The organism is Streptomyces incarnatus, from assembly GCF_001027185.1.
In the GTDB taxonomy this organism is placed as follows: domain Bacteria; phylum Actinomycetota; class Actinomycetes; order Streptomycetales; family Streptomycetaceae; genus Streptomyces; species Streptomyces puniciscabiei.
Window position 1 is genome coordinate 8147520 of sequence record NZ_CP011497.1, and the last position, 17859, is coordinate 8165378.

15 protein-coding genes are annotated in these 17859 nt (G+C 71.9%); 9 read left to right on the plus strand and 6 right to left on the minus strand.

Translation table 11 applies throughout. The features are described 5' to 3' along the window. Position 1 precedes the first annotated feature (1 nt). Entirely contained in the window at positions 2–388 is a 387-nt protein-coding gene (locus ABB07_RS37215) for a DUF2267 domain-containing protein (RefSeq protein ID WP_208902842.1), read from the minus strand. Positions 389–668: 280 nt separating this feature from the next. Then, the gene (locus tag ABB07_RS37220) at positions 669–1664 is read right to left on the minus strand and encodes an urea transporter (protein ID WP_208902843.1); all 996 of its coding nucleotides are present in this window, start codon (positions 1662–1664) and stop codon (positions 669–671) included. 172 nt (positions 1665–1836) lie between these two features. Between ABB07_RS37220 and ABB07_RS37225 the strand changes: the two genes are divergently transcribed. Further along, positions 1837–2082, plus strand: a complete 246-nt coding sequence (locus tag ABB07_RS37225) for a Smr/MutS family protein (protein WP_208902844.1) — start codon at positions 1837–1839, stop codon at positions 2080–2082. A 7-nt stretch (positions 2083–2089) separates the two neighbouring features. On the opposite strand, the gene ABB07_RS37230 is transcribed toward ABB07_RS37225, so the two are convergent. From ABB07_RS37230 to ABB07_RS37240, 3 genes are read right to left on the minus strand one after another with little or no spacing between them, the layout of a single operon-like run. After that, positions 2090–3112 (minus strand): TolB-like translocation protein, encoded by a 1023-nt coding sequence (locus tag ABB07_RS37230; protein ID WP_208902845.1) that lies wholly within the window; start codon positions 3110–3112, stop codon positions 2090–2092. Positions 3113–3135: 23 nt separating this feature from the next. Further along, a complete protein-coding gene (locus ABB07_RS37235; RefSeq protein WP_208902846.1) occupies positions 3136–4479 on the minus strand; it encodes an MFS transporter in 1344 nt (447 codons plus the stop codon). 24 nt (positions 4480–4503) lie between these two features. Continuing rightward, positions 4504–5397, minus strand: a complete 894-nt coding sequence (locus ABB07_RS37240; protein WP_208902847.1) for a glycosyltransferase family 2 protein — start codon at positions 5395–5397, stop codon at positions 4504–4506. Between the two features lie 346 nt (positions 5398–5743). On the opposite strand from ABB07_RS37240, the gene ABB07_RS37245 reads away from it, so the two are divergent. The 8 genes from ABB07_RS37245 to ABB07_RS37280 all read left to right on the plus strand — a co-directional run bounded on the left by ABB07_RS37245 (position 5744) and on the right by ABB07_RS37280 (position 17117). Beyond that, positions 5744–7183 carry a sugar transferase gene (locus ABB07_RS37245; protein ID WP_208902848.1) on the plus strand — a complete coding sequence of 480 codons (1440 nt, stop codon included), beginning with the start codon at positions 5744–5746 and terminating at the stop codon, positions 7181–7183. A 53-nt stretch (positions 7184–7236) separates the two neighbouring features. After that, positions 7237–8292: a Gfo/Idh/MocA family protein gene (locus ABB07_RS37250; RefSeq protein ID WP_208902849.1), complete on the plus strand. Its 1056-nt coding sequence runs from the start codon at positions 7237–7239 to the stop codon at positions 8290–8292. Positions 8293–8316: 24 nt separating this feature from the next. Next, entirely contained in the window at positions 8317–9297 is a 981-nt protein-coding gene (locus ABB07_RS37255) for an SDR family NAD(P)-dependent oxidoreductase (protein WP_244189652.1), read from the plus strand. Beyond that, positions 9294–10433 (plus strand): DegT/DnrJ/EryC1/StrS family aminotransferase, encoded by a 1140-nt coding sequence (locus tag ABB07_RS37260; protein WP_208902850.1) that lies wholly within the window; start codon positions 9294–9296, stop codon positions 10431–10433. The genes ABB07_RS37255 and ABB07_RS37260 overlap by 4 nt, the downstream gene beginning before the upstream one ends. Next, positions 10430–11212 (plus strand): NeuD/PglB/VioB family sugar acetyltransferase, encoded by a 783-nt coding sequence (locus ABB07_RS37265; protein ID WP_208902851.1) that lies wholly within the window; start codon positions 10430–10432, stop codon positions 11210–11212. The genes ABB07_RS37260 and ABB07_RS37265 overlap by 4 nt, the downstream gene beginning before the upstream one ends. Next, a complete protein-coding gene (locus tag ABB07_RS37270) occupies positions 11209–12327 on the plus strand; it encodes a DegT/DnrJ/EryC1/StrS family aminotransferase (RefSeq protein WP_208902852.1) in 1119 nt (372 codons plus the stop codon). The genes ABB07_RS37265 and ABB07_RS37270 overlap by 4 nt, the downstream gene beginning before the upstream one ends. Before the next feature lie 71 nt (positions 12328–12398). Next, complete coding sequence (locus ABB07_RS37275; RefSeq protein WP_208902853.1) at positions 12399–16001, plus strand: DUF4082 domain-containing protein; 3603 nt, start codon at positions 12399–12401, stop codon at positions 15999–16001. Between the two features lie 69 nt (positions 16002–16070). After that, entirely contained in the window at positions 16071–17117 is a 1047-nt protein-coding gene (locus tag ABB07_RS37280; RefSeq protein ID WP_208902854.1) for a glycosyltransferase family 2 protein, read from the plus strand. Positions 17118–17131: 14 nt separating this feature from the next. Here ABB07_RS37280 and ABB07_RS37285 read toward each other — a convergent pair whose 3' ends face one another. Then, positions 17132–17803 carry a hypothetical protein gene (locus tag ABB07_RS37285; RefSeq protein ID WP_208902855.1) on the minus strand — a complete coding sequence of 224 codons (672 nt, stop codon included), beginning with the start codon at positions 17801–17803 and terminating at the stop codon, positions 17132–17134. Positions 17804–17859 lie beyond the last annotated feature (56 nt).

A 17859-nucleotide genomic window follows, 5' to 3' on the forward strand; every position in this document is an offset into this window, starting at 1 on the left:
GTCAGGTCAGGTCGGGGTGGCCGAACAGCGCGGCGTATCCGCTCGGCAGCAGGCTGAGCAGCTTGTGCAGCTCACCGCCCGACACGGTGTCGCCCACGGCGGTGAGGACCACTTCCGCGTCCCTCCGGGCGGCGGCCTCGTCCTCGGCGGCGGCCCGGGCAACCTGGCGGACGAACTCCTGCACGCCCCAGGTGCGTCCGGTGTTGCCCACGCCGGTGACGAAGGCGCCGATCTCCAGGGGCAGCTGATCCGCGAGGTGATCCGCCGCGGTGGGCTGCAGCCGGTCGCCGAGGGTGCTGAGGACGGCTTCGGTGACGCGGGCCGCCTCGTCGCGGTCGGCGTACTCCCCGTGCTCCCGCACGGTGGCGAGGAATTCGGTGGCCGTCATGATGCGCTCCCCGGTGGTGCTCGCTGTGCGCCCCCGGGTACCCGCACCGGATGGCACCAACCGACGTGCGGCACAGGGCGCGCGAGCCTTGGGGCCGGGCGCGCTTCAGGGGCGTACCGGTGCGGAGAACGCCGAAGCAGGCGGCGGAGCGCATCAGTCCGAGCGCCTACGGGAGTACGCCGGTCGAGGTCCCATAACGGCGGCACCCATCTCCTGCGCGAGCAGCTCAACGCCGAGCCGCAGCTCGCCGCCCTGCGGAGCTTCTGGCGGATCCGGCCCGTCAGTCTGCGGCGGCCTGGTCGCCGTGGAGTGACGGGGCGGACCGGCTCGAGGTGCGGCGCCTGGTCGGGTCGGTGACGTGCGGGAAGGAGCGGGCGGCCGCCAGGAAGCCGAGGGTCGTCAGCACGAACGGCCAGGTGAACGGGTGGCCGCCGGACGGGGCGAGGAGTGCGGCGACGGCCGGGGTGAGGGCGGTCGCGGTCGCGGCGCCGAGCAGCGCGTACGGCAGCGTCGTCCGGGTGGCGGCCAGGAACACCCCGCACAGCGCCAGTGCGACCAGTACGGCGTTGTAGCCCATCGTGCCGTCGGCGATCCGGGCGGCCGGCGTGCCGAGCGCCCACGCCGTCAGGATGCCCGTCGCGCTGCCGGCGCAGGCCACCCATCCGGCCACCCGGCCGGCCAGGAAGAGGCCGGCCAGCAGCAGGACCCCCGCCTGCCACTGCTCCAGGAAGAAGACCTGGGACACGTTGCGGAAGAACGCCCCCGCCACGTCCTTCCAGCGCAGGACGGTGGGTCCGGAGGCGGCGCCGGGCAGCGCGGCGATGCTGTGGCCCTGCGGCCAGATCCGCCGGAAGGCGGGGGCGGCCACGGTGACCGCGCCCGCCAGCAGGCAGTAGGGCAGGGTCAGGGCCGGCAGGCCCCACACCTGCAGCAGCCGGATCACCGCGGCGGTGACGACGGTGACCACGAGACAGGCACCGGCCGCCAGCACCACCGTGGCCGGCCGCCCCGCGCCGAGGAACACGGCGACGCAGAGTGCGGTCAGGCAGGAGTTGAAGCCCTCCAGCCCCGCCCGCACCCGGTCATGAGGAGCGCCCAGCAGGCGTGCGGCGCCGGTTCCGAGGGCCGCGCCGCCCAGGGCGTAGGCGCCGTACCGCCAGTCCGCCGTCCACAGCGCGAGGGCGAAGACGGCGCCTGCCCGTGCGCTGTCGAGGAACATGACCTGCGCGAGGCCGCGCAGCACGCCGCTCGCGAACCGCGGACCGCGTCTGAGCATCTTTGTCCTGACATGGCGCCGCATACTCAACCCCACCCTCACGTTTTCCGCTTGGTGGCATCTTATTTCCGCATTACGGCATTGTGGTACGTCGGAGTGGTCAGGAGCGGGTCGGCGATTGACATCGACGTGACGGACCTGATCGAGTCGTCGCATCACCGGGAGGTTCCGTATGCTGTCGCTCGATCTGCACCCGATCTTCCGCAACAACCGCGACATCGAACTGGCGCTGCGTCAGTTCCTCTTCAGGGCCAACCAGTCGGGCGAGCCGGTTGTGGAGATCATCCCGGGCAAGGGATCGGGGCGGCTCAGGACCCGGGTGCTCGCGTTCCTGGACCAGAAGCACATCAGGAAGCTGTACGTCCGGCGCGAGGTCGACACGGGCAACACCGGGCGCATCCTCGTCCACTTCCAGTGATCCCGGCCTACAGCGGGGCAGGGGAGGAGGCGTCGGCGATCAGCAGGCGAGGGGTCCCCGTGCCGTCCGCGGACACGCTCCACAGGTCGCTGCCGCCGACCTTGCCGTTCGCGGGCAGGGCATAGGCGACGGTGCGGTCGTCGAGCCAGGTGGCCTGGTCGTCGACGCTGTGGCGCTCGGCCAGCGGCGTCTCGTGCAGGGTGCGCAGGTCGAGGACGTACTCGTGCCACAGGTCGGTACGGGACAACACCCGCTTCTTGAAGGCGACCCGGGTCCCGTCGGGCGAGAGGGACGGGCACTCCACGTTCTCTGCCAGCGTGGTGACCGTGCGCCGGGAGACCGAACCCCGGACCAGGTAGGTCTTGCCGGCGGTGTTGAGGGTGGCGTAGAAGGTGTCGTCGTCGGCGGAGAAGGTGACGCCCCAGAAGTTGATGTCCGAGGCGTGGTAGGGCCTGCCGTCCCTGACGATGGCGAACGTCTCCAGGCTGGGGGTCAGCCGCAGGGTCAGGGTGTCCAGGATCGAGGTCCGGGTGGAGAAGAAGGCGGACGAATAGGACTCGCCGGACACGAAGACGGTCCAGGCGACGAAGCGGCCGCTGGGCGAGACCCGGGCCCGGCTGGGCGTGCCCGCGAGCGGGAAGGTGCGCCGGGTGCGCAGGTCGGCGTCCAGCAGCAGGGCCCGGTTGCTCTGCCTGAGGACGCCCGGGTTGGACTGGAGGCAGATGCCCGTGCCGGCGGCCGCGTAGAAGCGTGCGCACCTCAGGCTCGAGGCGGTCCGCCCGCCCCTCGGGTCCGTGGACGGTACCGAGGCGACCGCGGTGCGGTGCGGGCCGGCGGCCGCGTTGAGGAACGCCAGCCGGCCTTTCTGGCCGAGGGTCAACTTGCCTGCAGTGACGGCTGGTTCACCCGAGTGTGGCTCGTTCGCCCGGTCCGCGCGGGCCGCGGCGTGCAGGACCACGCCGGTGCCCAGGCCGGCGAGCAGCAGGACGGCCCCGACGAGTACGAGCAGACGGCGGCGCAGCGATGTCATCCGGATCCTTGTGGCTGTGGTGGTCATCGGGTTCCGCCGGCCGGCCGGAGCACCATGCCCGCGACGGCCGCGCAGCACAGCAGGCCGACCGCCGAGCCGGCCAGTGCCGGGCCGTCGCCCCACGCCGTCCAGGCGGCGCCGAAGGCCAGCGAGCAGCAGAACCGGGCCAGCGCCTGGCTGGTGCCGACGATGGCCAGGCCGCTGGCGCGCAGACGCTCGGGCACAAGGTCCGCGAGGGCGGCCGGGAGCACCCCGTCGGTGGCCGCGTAGAACAGGCCGTGCAGGGCGAGGACGAGCGGGGCGAGGAGCGGTGTGTCCGGGGCCCACAGCAGGAGGGCGTAGGCGGTGAGCAGGCCCAGGTGTCCGGCGAGGAACACGGTGCGCCGCCCGGCCCGGTCGGCCAGCGCGCCGACGGGCACGGCCAGCAGCAGGAACACGACGGCCGTGCCCAGCGGCAGCAGCGTGAACCACTCCTCGCCCACCCCGGCCCGCCGCTGGAGGAGCAGATACACGAAGGCGTCGCTGACGGTGGTCAGGCCGAGCAGCGCGGCACACCCGGCGAGTGCCCGCAGCCGCGGCAGCCGCAGCAGCGCCAGCGCCTCGCCAACCCGGACGGACGGCTTGCCGCCCCTCACATCGGCACCGCCTGTCACATCGGCACCGTCGGTCACATCGGCGTCGTAGGTCCTCTCCGCGTCAGGCGTCCGCCCGTCCCGCCACCTCCCCGGACCGCGCGGCCTTCCGGGCACGAACAGCACCAGTACGACCACGCCCAGCGCGGCGACGCACGCGCTCACGCCGAACACGGCGTCGTAACCGTCGGCCGCGGCGCGTAGGATGAGGAAGGCCGCCAGCGGGCCGAGCATCGCGCCGGTGGTGTCCATCGCCCGGTGGACACCGAACGCCCGGCCCTGGTTCCCGGCCGGCGTGGACAGGGAGATCATCGCGTCGCGCGGGGCGGTGCGCAGACCCTTGCCGGTCCGCTCCAGCGCCAGGACCGTGCCGAGGGTGCCGAGGCTGCCGGCGATCAGCAGCAGCGGCTTGCACAGCGCGGACAGGCCGTAGCCGAGCCCGGCCAGCAGCTTGTGGCCCCGCACCCGGTCGGCGAGATGGCCGCCGGTGAGCTGGACCAGCGCGCTGACGCCGTTGTAGACGCCGTCGAGGGTGCCGAATCCCAGCGGGCTGAAGCCGAGCGTGGTGACGAGGTAGAGCGGCAGGACGGCGGTGACCATCTCCGAGGAGACGTCCGTGATCAGGCTGACCGTGCCCAGCACGAGCACGACCGGGGCGACCTTGCGGCCCGGTCCGCGTCTTCGGCGCCGGTCGGTGCCCGCCTCGACGGGCGCGGAGCGGTCGGTGAGATACAAGACAGGGCTCCAGGTGCGGTGCGGTCAGTTCTGCCGGCTGCTCTCGTCCCGTAGCCAGGTGCCGAAGTCCTGTGCCCGGATGGCCCTCCTGGCCCCCCGCCGGGCGCCGACCGCCGCCGCGGCGAAGACCACGACAGCCGCGAAGAGCCGAGGCTCCCTGCGGAGCAGTGCCTTCAGATCCGCCGTGCTGGTGCGCGCCGAGGCCTCTTCCGGCCGGCGATGCCGTTCGACCTGGGCGGTGGACACCGCGGCACGGATCCGCCGTCTCATCAAGTCCGGCCAGGTGCGCGGCGGTTGGATCACGACACGGGCCGCGTCGACCACCAGCCGCTCCTCGGGGGCGAACGCCAGGGACGCGGCCAGGTCGTCGGCCATCAGCGGCGGCAGCGCGGCGATCCGGGCCTGACCGGCCTTGGAGACCGCGATCACGCCCCGGCCGAACAGCCCCTCGCGCACGGCGGGCAGCCGCTGCCACACCTGGTAGTAGGCGCGCACCCGCCAGGCGCAGGCGGCCAGCGGGATCCGCCGTTCGGGCGCGGTGGCGAGGATGCCCGAGGTGTCGTCGTTCAGGGGCTCGGTCAGCGCCCGTACGTCGGCCGCCGTGAGCACGACGTCGGCGTCCACGTAGAGACGGGGGAAGCCGCGCGCGTGGTCGTCCCCGGTCCGCAGGGCGGCGTGCTTGGAAGGCACGGGGATCTCGACCACCCGCACGCGCGGGCCGCGCGCGGCCGCGATCCGCGCGGTGTCGTCCGTGCAGCCGTTGCACACCACCACGATGTCGGTCTCGTCCTCGGAGGACACGGAGGACGCGGAGGACTCGCAGGACTCGGAGGGCCCGGAAGGCTCGGCCAGCAGTGAATCGAGGAGCCGGCCGATGACGCGCGCCTCATTGTGGGCCGGGATCACGATGCTCGTCACGTCGGGCAGTATGGCGCCGAAGTCGCCATTGCGGTGCGTGTTTCGTCCAACTGTTCCCGTGACTGCGTCCAGTGGTCTAGATTGAGCTCCGCCGGGCCGTTTGGGAGGGCTACTTGGCCTTGACGACACGTCAAGGTGCGGCGCGGTGAACCGGATGCGACACAGGCAGTAACCAACATGCAGGAAGCGCGAGGCGGTTGGGGAACCGCTGAAGGCTTCCTCGTCTTTTTCAGTGCCGCTGTGCCGAGGAGACACATGCGGTGCTGATCCAGCCCTGGCTTGCGCACATGCGACCGTAGGTCCGGTTGCGTCCGGCCAGGGGGAGCCGCGCATGTGGTGGGGGGACATGACCATTGAGGTCACGCATGAGCAACTGGTCGTGGAACACAGACGTCCGGAAGCTCGCCGAAGACGCTGGGAACGGAAATACCGCACCGTCCTGCTGGTCGCGGACGGCCTCGCGGCCGTTGCCGCGGCCTTACTGATCCACGGGGCGTACGGCCGCTGGACGGTGGCCCTGGTGCTGCCCCCGACGTGGATCGTGGCGATGCTGGCCCATCGCTCCTACGATCGCGGTGCCCTCGGCCTGGGAACCGAGGAGTACCGGCGGGTGCTGCGCGGAGCCGTCGCCCTGCCGGCGCTGGCCGTCCTCGCGTACTGGCTGGTCACGCGCGACGCGGGCCTCTTGCATGACATGATCATGGCAGCGGTGCCGGCCGCCGTGATCGCCCTGCCGGTCCGGTACGCGCTGCGCCGCCGGCTGCACAGGCGGTGGTCCCGGGGCCGGGACCGGAGTGCGACGCTTCTGGTCGGGCCGGCACAAGGCATCGTGGACCTGGTCGCCGTGCTGCGGCGCGGCGGCGTACAGGAACTGCAGGCCGCCGGAGCGTGCCTGAGCGATCCACAGAACGCCGCGGACATCCGCAGGTTGGGACTGCCCGTCCTCGGCGGCGTCGGCGACATGGACGACGTCGTCCGGGCCCTGGGCATCAGCACCGTCGTGGCGCTGCCGGTACCCGGGGCCGACGCCTCCGTCCTGCGCCGGATGTCCTGGACGGCGGCCGCGCAGGGCGTCGACTTCCTCCTGGCCCCCGTGCTGACCGACGTCTCCGCCTCCCGGCTCGCGGTACGGCCCGCGGGCGGGGTGCCGCTCGTGCGGATCCAGGCCCCGAACCTCTCCCGGATCTCCCGGCTGCCCAAGGAACTGCTGGACCGTACGCTCGCGGCGGCACTCCTGCTGCTCCTAGCGCTGCCCATGCTGCTGATCGCCCTGATCGTCCGGCTGGACAGCCCCGGGCCCGCCCTGTTCCGGCAGCAGCGGGTGGGCCGGTACGGCGACCACTTCACCATGCTGAAGTTCCGCACGATGCGGCCGGACTCGGAGGCCCTCCGGGCGGAACTGGAGCACCTCAACGAGAACAGCGACGGCCTGCTGTTCAAGGTGAAGGAGGACCCGCGGATCACCCGGGTCGGCTCGTTCCTGCGCCGGAGCTCCCTCGACGAACTGCCGCAACTGCTCAACGTCGTCAGGGGCCACATGTCCCTGGTCGGCCCCCGCCCGCCGCTGCCCGAGGAGGTGGAGGCCTACACCCCGGACATCAAGCGCCGGCTGCTCGTCAAGCCAGGCCTCACCGGGCTCTGGCAGGTCAGCGGACGCTCCGACCTGCCCTGGGAGGAGGCGGTCCGGCTCGACCTCGGATACGTGGACAACTGGTCGATGAGCCTCGACGTGTCGATCCTGCTGCGCACCGGATCCGCGGTGGTGCGGGGAACGGGAGCCTACTGATGGACCGCCCGCAGACCGGCCGCCCACCGAAGGACCAAGCCGAGAGGAACCAAGTGACGCAGACCAGGGAGCCGTTGGGGGTCGCGGTCGTCGGCGCCGGGTACTGGGGACCCAACCTCGTCCGCAACTTCCAGGCCAGCGAGCGGTTCCGGTTGCGCCTGCTGTGCGACCTCGACGTGGACCGGGCCCGCCGCGTCCTCGGCGGCTACTCCACGGTCGAGGCCACCGCGGACTACGCGGCCGTCCTCGCCGACCCCGAGGTGGACGCCGTCGCCGTGGCCACGCCCGCCGGAACCCACCTCGACATCGCCCTCGCCGCCCTGCGCGCCGGCAAGCACGTCCTGGTGGAGAAGCCGCTCGCGGCGACGTACGCCGACGGGCTGCGCCTGGTCACCGAGGCGGAGGAGCGCGGGATCACCCTGATGTGCGACCACACCTACTGCTACACGCCCGCCGTGGGCCGCATCCGGGACCTGGTCCGCTCCGGCGAACTCGGCGAGATCCACTTCGTGGACTCGGTCCGGATCAACCTCGGGCTCGTCCAGAAGGACATCGACGTGATGTGGGACCTCGCCCCGCACGACCTGTCCATCCTGGACTTCATCCTCCCCGACGCCGTCGAGCCGGTCGCCGTCGCCGCCCACGGGGCCGACCCGATCGGCGCCGGACAGGCCTGCGTGGCCTATCTGACGCTTCAGCTCAACACCGGGGCCATCGCCCACGTGCACGTCAACTGGCTGTCCCCGACCAAGGTGCGCACCACCATGGTGGGCGGCGCCAAACGCACCCTGATCTGGGACGACCTCAACCCCCTGCAGCGAGTGGCCGTTTACGACCGGGGCGTGGACCTGTCCTCGCCCCAGGAGATCGGCGCCGACGAGCGCCGGGACATGCTCGTCTCGTACCGCTCGGGAGACATGGTCGCGCCCGCCATCGGCGAGAAGGAGGCGCTGCGCGGCATGGTCGACGAGTTCGCCGACGCGATCACGCAGCGCCGGGCGCCGCTGACCGACGGCCGGGCGGGCCTCAGGGTGCTGGACATTCTCGAGGCGGCGTCCCGGAGCCTCGAGTTCAAGGGCGCGGTCGTCGGCCTGCGCGCCGGGCGTTGACAGATCCGATCGGCGGAGAGGCACGTGCAGTTGAGCAGCGTACGCGGTAAGAAGATCCTGGTCACCGGGGGAGCGGGCACCATCGGCTCCAACCTCGTCGACCTCCTGGCCGAGGGCGGCGCCCGCGAGGTCGTCGTACTCGACAATTTCGTGCGCGGACGGCGGGCCAACCTCGCCCGGGCCCTGCCCAGCGGCGTCGTGGAGATCGTCGAGGGCGACGTCCGGGACGCCGCCACCGTACGGAAGGTCACCGAGGGCGCCGACCTCGTCTTCCACCTCGCCGCCATCCGCATCACCCAGTGCGCGGAGGAGCCCCGGCTGGCCAACGAGGTCCTGGTCGACGGCACCTTCAACGTCCTGGAGGCGGCGGCCGAGGCCGGGGTCGCCAAGGTGATCGCCTCCTCCTCGGCGTCGGTCTACGGCATGGCCGAGACCTTTCCCACGACCGAGCGCCATCACCCGTACAACAACGACACCTTCTACGGCGCGGCCAAGGCCTTCAACGAGGGCATGCTGCGCAGCTTCCACGCCATGTACGGCCTGGACTACGTGGCGCTGCGCTACTTCAACGTCTACGGCCCCCGGATGGACATCCACGGCCTCTACACCGAGGTGCTCATCCGCTGGATGGAGCGCATCGAGGCGGGCGAACCGCCGCTGATCCTCGGCGACGGCACCCAGACCATGGACTTCGTCGACGTCCGCGACATCGCCCGGGCCAATGTGCTGGCCGCGGAGTCGGATCTCACCGACGAGGTGTTCAACATCGCGAGCGGGACCGAGACTTCACTGAAGGAGCTCGCCGAGGGCCTGCTGGAGGCGATGGGCGCGACGGGCCTGGAGCCGGTGCACGGGCCGGCCCGCGCGGTGAACGGCGTGACCCGGCGGCTCGCGGACACCTCGAGGGCCGCCGAGCGGCTCGGCTTCACCGCGCGGATCGACCTGCGTACGGGGCTGCGCGACCTCGTCGCGTGGTGGCGCGCGGAGCGGGAGGCGGCCAAGTGAGCACCGACCGCATCCCGGTGATGATCCCCTGGCTCGGCGAGGAGGAGGCCCGGGCCGCCTCCGACGCCGTGCTGTCCGGGTGGGTCGCCCAGGGGCCCCGCGTCGCCGGGTTCGAGCGGGCCTTCGCCGAGCGGGTGGGCGCAGAGCACGGCATCGCGGTCAGTTCGTGCACGACCGCCCTGCACCTGTCACTCGTCGCGCTCGGCCTCGGCCCCGGCGACGAGGTCGTGGTGCCCTCGCTGTCGTTCATCGCCACCGCCAACGCCGTACGGTACGTCGGCGCCGAGCCGGTGTTCGCCGACGTCGACCTCGCCACCGGCAACCTGACCCCGGACACCGTGGACGCGGTCCGCACCCCCCGTACGAAGGCCGTCCTGGCCGTCCACCAGGGCGGTGTGCCGGCCGATGTGCACGCCCTGCGCGCCGCCTGCGCCGACCGGGACCTGCCCCTGGTCGAGGACGCGGCCTGCGCCATCGGCTCCACGGTCGGCGGCAAGCCCGTCGGCCACGGCGCACTGCTCGCCGCCTGGTCCTTCCATCCGCGCAAGCTCGTCACCACGGGCGAGGGCGGCATGATCACCACCGACGACGCCGAGTGGGCGGCACGCCTGCGCCGGCTGCGCGAGCACGGGATGAACGCCTCGGCGGCGCAGCGCCACGCGAGCGACAGCCCCGTCCTGGAGAGCTACCTCGAGGTCGGCTTCAACTACCGGATGACCGACATCCAGGCCGCCGTGGGCCTGGTCCAGCTCGGCAAGCTCGACACCATGATCGCCCGGCGCCGCGAACTGGCCGCGCGCTACGACGCGTTGCTGTACGACGTCCCCGGCCTCACCCCCGTACGCGACCCCGCACACGGGCAGAGCAACTTCCAGTCGTACTGGGTGCTGCTGGACGAGGACTTCCCCGTCGGCCGGGACGACCTGCTCGCCGCGCTCGCCGAGGCCGGCGTCTCCGCCCGGCGCGGCATCATGGCCGCGCACCTCGAACCCGCCTACGCCGACCACCCCCGCCCGCCGCTGCCGGTCACCGAGCGCATCACCCGTGACTCGCTGATCCTGCCGCTGTTCCACACCATGACCGAGGCCCAGCAGGACCGCGTCGTCGCGGCACTGCGCGAACAGGCCCTCGGATGAACGGGCTACTGATCGTCGGCGCGGGCGGGTTCGCCCGGGAGACCGCGGCGGCCGTGGCCGCCGGAGGTGAGTACCGGCTGCTCGGACACCTCGACGACAATCCCGCCCTGCACGGCACCGAGGTGGACGGCGTGCCCGTCCTCGGCGGCAGCGGGCTGGTCCACGAACTGTCCGACGCCCAGGTGGTGGTCTGTGTGGGCAACCCCCGGGACTACGCGGCGCGCGCCCGGCTGGTCCGCCGGCTCGGCCTGCCCGAGGGCCGCTATGCCACCGTGATCCACCCGACGGCGGCGGTGCCGGAGGCGACCTGCGACATCGGACCCGGCTCCGTGCTGCTCGCGCACTGCGCCCTGACCACCGCCGTGGTGGTGGGCGCGCACGTCGCCGTGATGCCGCATGTCGTCCTCACCCATGACGTCGTCGTCGAGGACTTCGCCACGCTGGCCTCCGGTGTTCGCCTGGGCGGGGGAGCGCGGTTGGAGCGGGGGGCCTATGTGGGCTCCGGCGCCCTGGTCAGGGAGGGTGCGACGGTCGGCGCCTGCTCCCTGATCGGGATGGGAAGTGCCGTGCTCGGCGATGTGCCGCCGGGCGAGGTCTGGGTGGGGAGCCCGGCCCGACGGCTGCGCGCGGCGGACGCGCCCGCGCTCGACGAACTCGCGCCGCGCCCAGAACTCGCGCCGCGCACGGAACGCGCGCCGCGCACGGAACGCGCGCCGCGCACAGAACGCGCGCCGCGCACGGAACGCGCGCCGCGCACAGTGGGGGGACCGCTGACATGAACCAGATACCGCTCGTGGACCTCAAGGCGGCCCACGCGGAGGTCGCCGACGAGGTCCGGGCCGGATTCGACCGAGTCCTGGCCGGCACCGCCTTCGTCGGCGGCGACGAGGTACGCCAATTCGAGTGCGAATACGCCGAGTTCGGCGGCACCGCACACTGCGTCGGCGTGGCCAACGGCACCGACGCGGTCGAACTCGCCCTGCGCGCAAGCGGAGTGGGCCCCGGCGACGAGGTCGTCGTACCCGCCAACACCTTCATCGCCACCGTCGGCGCCGTGGCCAGGATCGGAGCGCGCCCGGTCCTCGCCGACTGCCTGCCCGGCACCCATCTCCTGGACCCCCAGGCCGCCCTGGACGCGGTCGGCCCGGCCACCCGCGCGGTCGTACCTGTGCACCTCTACGGCCAGATGGCCGACGTGGCGGCGCTGTCCGGCGGGCTTCCCGACCACGTACGGGTCGTCGAGGACGCCGCCCAGTGCCAGGGCGCCACCCGCGACGGCCGGACGCCGGGCAGCGGCGGCATCGCGGCCACCAGCTTCTACCCGGGCAAGAACCTGGGCGCGTACGGCGACGCCGGCGCGGTGCTGACGGACGACGAGGAACGGGCCGGCCTGGTGCGCGCCATCGCGAACCACGGTGGCGTCGCCAAGTACCGCCACGACGTGCCGGGGTTCAACAGCCGTCTGGACGGACTGCAGGCCGTCGTCCTGCGCGCGAAGCTGGCGCGGCTGGCGGACGGAAACGCGGCCCGCCGTGCGGCCGCGGCCCGCTACGACGCCCTGCTCGGCGACCTCGCGGACGCCGGACGCGTCGTGCGCCCCACGACGGCAGCCGGCAACGTCCACGTGTGGCACCTCTACGTCGTCCAGGTCGCCGGGGCGGACCGCGACGACATCGTGGGCAAGCTGAACGCCGAGGGCATCGGCGCGGGAGTGCACTATCCGGCCCCCGTGCACCTCACTCCGGCGTACCGCCACCTCGGTCACACACGGGGCGACTTCCCCCACGCCGAGAAGGCGGCGGACCGGATCCTGTCGCTCCCGCTCTACCCGCAGATCACCCCCGACCAGCAGCAGCGCGTCGTGGACACGCTCGCCCACGCCCTCCGCGGCTGACCGGTCACCGGCTTCACGCGCTCCACCCGACCGCACGGGTCGGTCCTGCACAGCACCGCTGAGAGGTACACATGAACAGATGGAGCAGACGGATCCGGGGCGTCCGCCTCGCCGTCGTGGCAGCATTGATGGGGGCGGTGCTCCCGCAGGCCGTGACCGCCCAGGCGGCCTCCGACCCGTGCGGCACGGGCTCGAACCCGATCGTCTGCGAGAACTCCAAGCCGGGCACCCCCATGTCTGACTGGTTCGCGCCCAACGCCTACGGCGACATCAAGGGCTTCACCACCAAGGAGAGCGTCCAGGCCGGCGACACCGTCCAGTTCAAGGTCCAGTCGCCGGTCCCGTACCACATCGAGATCTACCGGCTGGGCTGGTACGGCGGCGACGGCGCGCGCGAGATGTCGACCCCGGCCCAGGCGGCGGTGTCCCACCCGGCCGACTACACCACCAGGCCCGCCAGTTGCACGACCAAGAGCAGCACCGGGCTGGTCGACTGCGGCAACTGGCCCGTGACCGCGACCTGGACGGTGCCCAGTGACGCCGTGTCCGGCTTGTACGTCGCGAACCTGGACCAGGCCGATGGCAACGGCCTGATGCCCTACCCGTTCGTCGTCCGCAACGACTCCAGCACCTCCGACATGGTCGTGCAGACCAGCGACCAGACCTGGCAGGCCTACAACGACTACGGCGGCCAGGATCTGTACGGCGGCGCGGGGCCCGCGCCGGACGGCCGCGCCTACGAGGTCAGCTACAACCGGCCCCTGGACATCGGCGGCGACAACGGCATCTACGGCTCCGAGTACATGATGCTGTCCTGGCTGGAACGCAACGGCTACGACGTCAGCTATCTGTCCGGCGTGGACGTGTCCTCCGCCAATGGCGCCACCCTCCTGAAGAAGCACAAGGTGTACATGTCGTCCGGCCATGACGAGTACTGGACGCAGAGCCAGTACTCCAATGTGCTGGCGGCCCGAAAGGCCGGCGTCCGGGAGGCCTTCTTCAGCGGCAACGAGGTCTTCTGGAAGACCCGGCTCGCGCCGAGCATCGACGGGACGAACACGGCGGACCGGACGCTGGTCTGCTACAAGATGACCAAGATGGCGCAGAACAACGGCGTCGCCGACCCCAGCGGCAGCTGGACCGGCACCTGGATGGACCCGACCAGCACCCGGTACGGCCAGACCTACCAGCCGCCGAACATCCTCACCGGCTCGATGTTCCAGGTGAACGGCTACCGCAGTGACGCCATCACCGTCCCCGGCTCCTACGGCAGGAACCGGATCTGGCGCAACACCTCCATCGCCGGCCTCAGCTCCGGCCAGACCGCCACGTTCCCGACGGGCACCCTCGGCTACGAGTGGGACAGCGACATCGACAACAGCACCCGGCCCGCCGGGGCGATCGACGTGTCGTCCACCACGGTGGACATCAACGACGGCAAGCTCCGCATGGACTGGGGCAACATCTACGGCAACGGCACGGCGACGCACCATCTCGTCGAGTTCCGGGACCAGGACTCCGGGGCCCTGGTGTTCGGGTCGGGGACCGTGCAGTGGTCGTGGGGCCTGACCGACGTCCCGACGAGCGACCCCGCGGACGCGGTGGTCACCGAGGACTCCCGGATGCAGCAGGCGACGGTGAACATCCTCGCCGACATGGGCGTCCAGCCCGCGACCCGGCAGAGCAACCTGGTCGCCGCGACGGCCTCCACCGACACCACGGGACCGGCCGTCACGGTGACGAACCCGGCCTCCGGGGTGACCGTCCCGGCGCTGAAGCCGGTCACCATCAAGGGCACCGCCACCGACTCCGGCGGCGGCGTGGTGGCCCGCGTGGAGGTGTCCACGGACGGCGGCACGACCTGGCAGGCCGCCAGTGGCCTCGCGTCCTGGAGCTACAGCTGGACCCCGACGACCCCGGGCCCGGCATCGATCAAGGTGCGCGCGGTCGACGACAGCGTGAACATCGGCGCCGTCACCACCGTCTCGCTGACCGTCGGTCCCCAGACCTGCCCGTGCACCGTCTGGCCGGCCTCGGCCGTGCCCGGCACCGTCAACGGCGGCGACGGCGGCTCCGTGGAGCTGGGTGTCAAGTTCCGTACCACGGTGACGGGTTCAGTCACCGGCGTCCGCTTCTACAAGTCCCCCGTCAACAGCGGAACCCACACCGGCAGCCTGTGGACCGCGTCCGGCACCCGCCTGGCCACCGGCACCTTCACGGGTGAGACGGCATCCGGCTGGCAGCAGCTGAACTTCGCCACCCCGGTGCCCGTCAAGGCCAACACCACCTATGTCGCCTCGTACTTCGCCCCCAACGGCGGATACTCCTACGACGGCGGCTACTTCAACGACAGTGACGCGGGCCTCGCCCCGCTCACGGCACTGAAGTCCGGCACCGACGGCGGCAACGGCGTCTACCACTACGGCTCGACGAGCGCCTTCCCGTCCTCGCAGTCCGCCGGCAGCAACTATTGGGTCGACGTGGTGCTCGACACCTCGACGGCCAGTACCACCCCGCCCACCGTCAGCTCGACCTCCCCGACGTCCGGGGCGACCGGCGTGTCGATCACGGCACCGGTGTCGGCCACCTTCAGCTCGCCCGTCGACGCCGGCAGCCTGACGTTCACCCTGAAGGGCCCGGACGGCAGCACCGTGCCGGGGAGCACGACACTCCCCGCGTCGAACAAGGCGACCTTCACCCCGTCGACGCAGCTGGCGCTGAACACCACGTACACCGCCTCCGTGCAGGCCTCCGACCTGTGGGGCAACGCCATGGCGGACCCGGTGACGTGGTCCTTCACCACCAGCTCCACCCCGCCCGCGGTGACCTGCCCGTGCACGCTGTGGACCTCCGGCGCCGTACCGGCCACCACCGACATGACCGGCGACCCCAACTCCGTGGAGCTGGGCACCCGGTTCACCTCCTCGGCGGACGGCTGGGTCACCGGCGTCACCTTCTACAAGGGCACCGGCAACACCGGCACCCACACCGGCAGCCTGTGGACCGACAACGGAACGCTGCTCGCCAGCGGCACCTTCACGGGCGAGACGGCCTCCGGCTGGCAGACCCTGACCTTCGCCACCCCGGTGGCGATCACCGCCGGCACCCCGTACGTCGTCTCCTACCACGCGCCGAACGGCAACTACGCGGTGGACGGCGGCTACTTCGCGGCGGCCCACCAGTCCTATCCGCTCACGGCCACCGCCGACACCACCGCGCACCACAACGGGCTCTACAAGTACGGCACCGACCCGGCCTTCCCCAACGGTTCCTACGGATCCGCGAACTACTGGGTGGGCCCCGTCTTCACCGCCGACAACCCGAGCGCCTCCCTGTCGACGGCCACCGCCTCGGAGGAGACCGCGTCCTCGGTGACCCACACCGCCGACGCGGGGAGCGCCCTCGTCATGACCGTGCCGGACAAGGCCGCGGTGTCCTCCGTCCAGGCGACCGTGACGATCCTGCGCGGTTCCGAGGCCGCGAGGAAGCTCCACGTCACGGCCGTCGTCTCCTACGACCGGAAGACCCACGAGGTGTCCGTCCATCTGTCCGCCCCGCTGCCCGACGGCACCCGGTTCACCCTCACGGTCACGGCCCGGGACCAGCACCGCCACCCGGTGACGTCCCGCAGCTGGACCCTGACCAGCAAGACCGTCCGCAAGAAGAAGAACTGACCGACCCGAACGCACCGCGGGCGGTCTCCCGCACCTCGGAGGCCGCCCCGGGGATTGGCTTGCCCATCGATGAGCACCGTCAGTGTTGTCATCCCCTGCTACAAGTACGGCCACTTCCTCGCCGACTGCGTCAGCAGTGTCCTGGACGAGCAGAACGGCGTCGACGTCCGGGTGCTCATCATCGACGACGCCTCACCCGACGACTCGGCGGAGGTCGCGCACAAACTGGCCGCCGCCGACCCGCGCATCGAGGTCCGCGTCCACGAGACCAACAAGGGCCACATCGCCACCTACAACGAGGGCCTGCTGGAATGGGCCGACGGCGACTACGTCGCCCTCCTCTCCGCCGACGACCGGCTGGTCCCGGGCGCGCTGGTCCGGGCCGCCGCACTCCTGGACGCCCACCCCGAGGTGGGCTTCGCCTACGGGCGCCCCCTGCGCTTCCAGCACGGCGGACCGCTGCCCAGGGCCCGTACGCACAGCACCGGATCGGTCGTCTACCCGGGCCAGTGGTGGCTGGAGCGGCGCTTCCGCGAGGGCACCGGGTGCATCACCTCGCCGGAGGTCGTCGTCCGCACCGGCCTCCAGCGCACGGTCGGCGGCTACGACCCGAGACTTCCCCACGCCGGCGACATCGAGATGTGGATGCGGCTCGCCGCACACGCCGACGTCGGCTACATCCGCGGCGCCGACCAGGCCTTCTACCGCGTGCACGGCAAGAACATGTCCACCACCGACTTCGGCGGTCAGCTCGACGACCTGCGCCAGCGCCTGGTGGCCTTCGACTCGGTGCTCACCAAATGCGCCGGCCGGCTGCCCCAGGCCGACCGCCTGGCCGAGCAGGTCCACACCCGCCTCGCGCGCTACGCCCTGCGCCGGGCCTACCGGGCCTACGACCGGGGCCGTACCGGAGTCGTACCGGTCGACGCATGCGTGGCGTTCGCCGAGGAGTGCCTGCCGGGATACGCGGCGCTGCCCGAGTACCGCGCACTGCGGCTGCGCAGACGGATCGGTCCGAAGGCCATGCCGTATCTGCAGCCGCTGGTGTGGTCGGCCGTGGCCGAGCGCGGGCGGGAGTGGCTGTGGTGGGAGTCGTGGAAGCGCCGCGGTATCTGATGTCCAGACGAGACTCAGCCCGCCACCGGAACCCCGTCCGCCTGGCGGCGGGGGTCCGGCGAGGTCCCCTTCCTGCCCCTGCGGCGCAGCGCGTACTGGTCGAACCACAGGGCACCCAGGATCCCTGCGATTCCGCCGAGCAGCGCCGTACCCGCCAGGGCGCGGGTCCGGGTGCCCTGCACCGGGGCGGCGCTCGGGGCGACCAGGACGGATGCGCTGATCCGCGCCGCGGGCGCGACCCCCTGCGCATCCTGCAGCTCCGTCACATGCCTGGTGTAGGCGTCGATGACCCGTCGGACCACCGTGTCGGCCTCGGCGGCCCCACCGCGCTGTGCCTGCACCTGCACCGAGGGGATCAGATAGCGCGGCGTCGCGCTGGTGCCGCTGTTGCGCGGGATCAGCTGGTACGTCCCCTGTACGCCCGCGGCGTGCAGCTCCTCGTGCCCGGCCGGCGACTCGAGCTGCTGGATGACCCCGTACGAGAGGGTGGCGAGCGGCGGCTGAAGGTTCGTCAGCTGGTTCGGCTGGTTCCCTGTCACCGGCGGCTTGAGGACGACCACCGCCGAACTCAGGTACTGCGGGGCCGGATGCAGCACCCGGTAGGCTCCGGCGGCCGTCAGCAGCAGCGCGAGCACCAGCACGTACCAGCGGCGGAGCAGCGCTTCGGCGACATCACGAGGCGACACGGGGATTCCTTCCGTCGGCCCCGATACTCGCAGGAACCAGGGCAAGCTGCCACCGG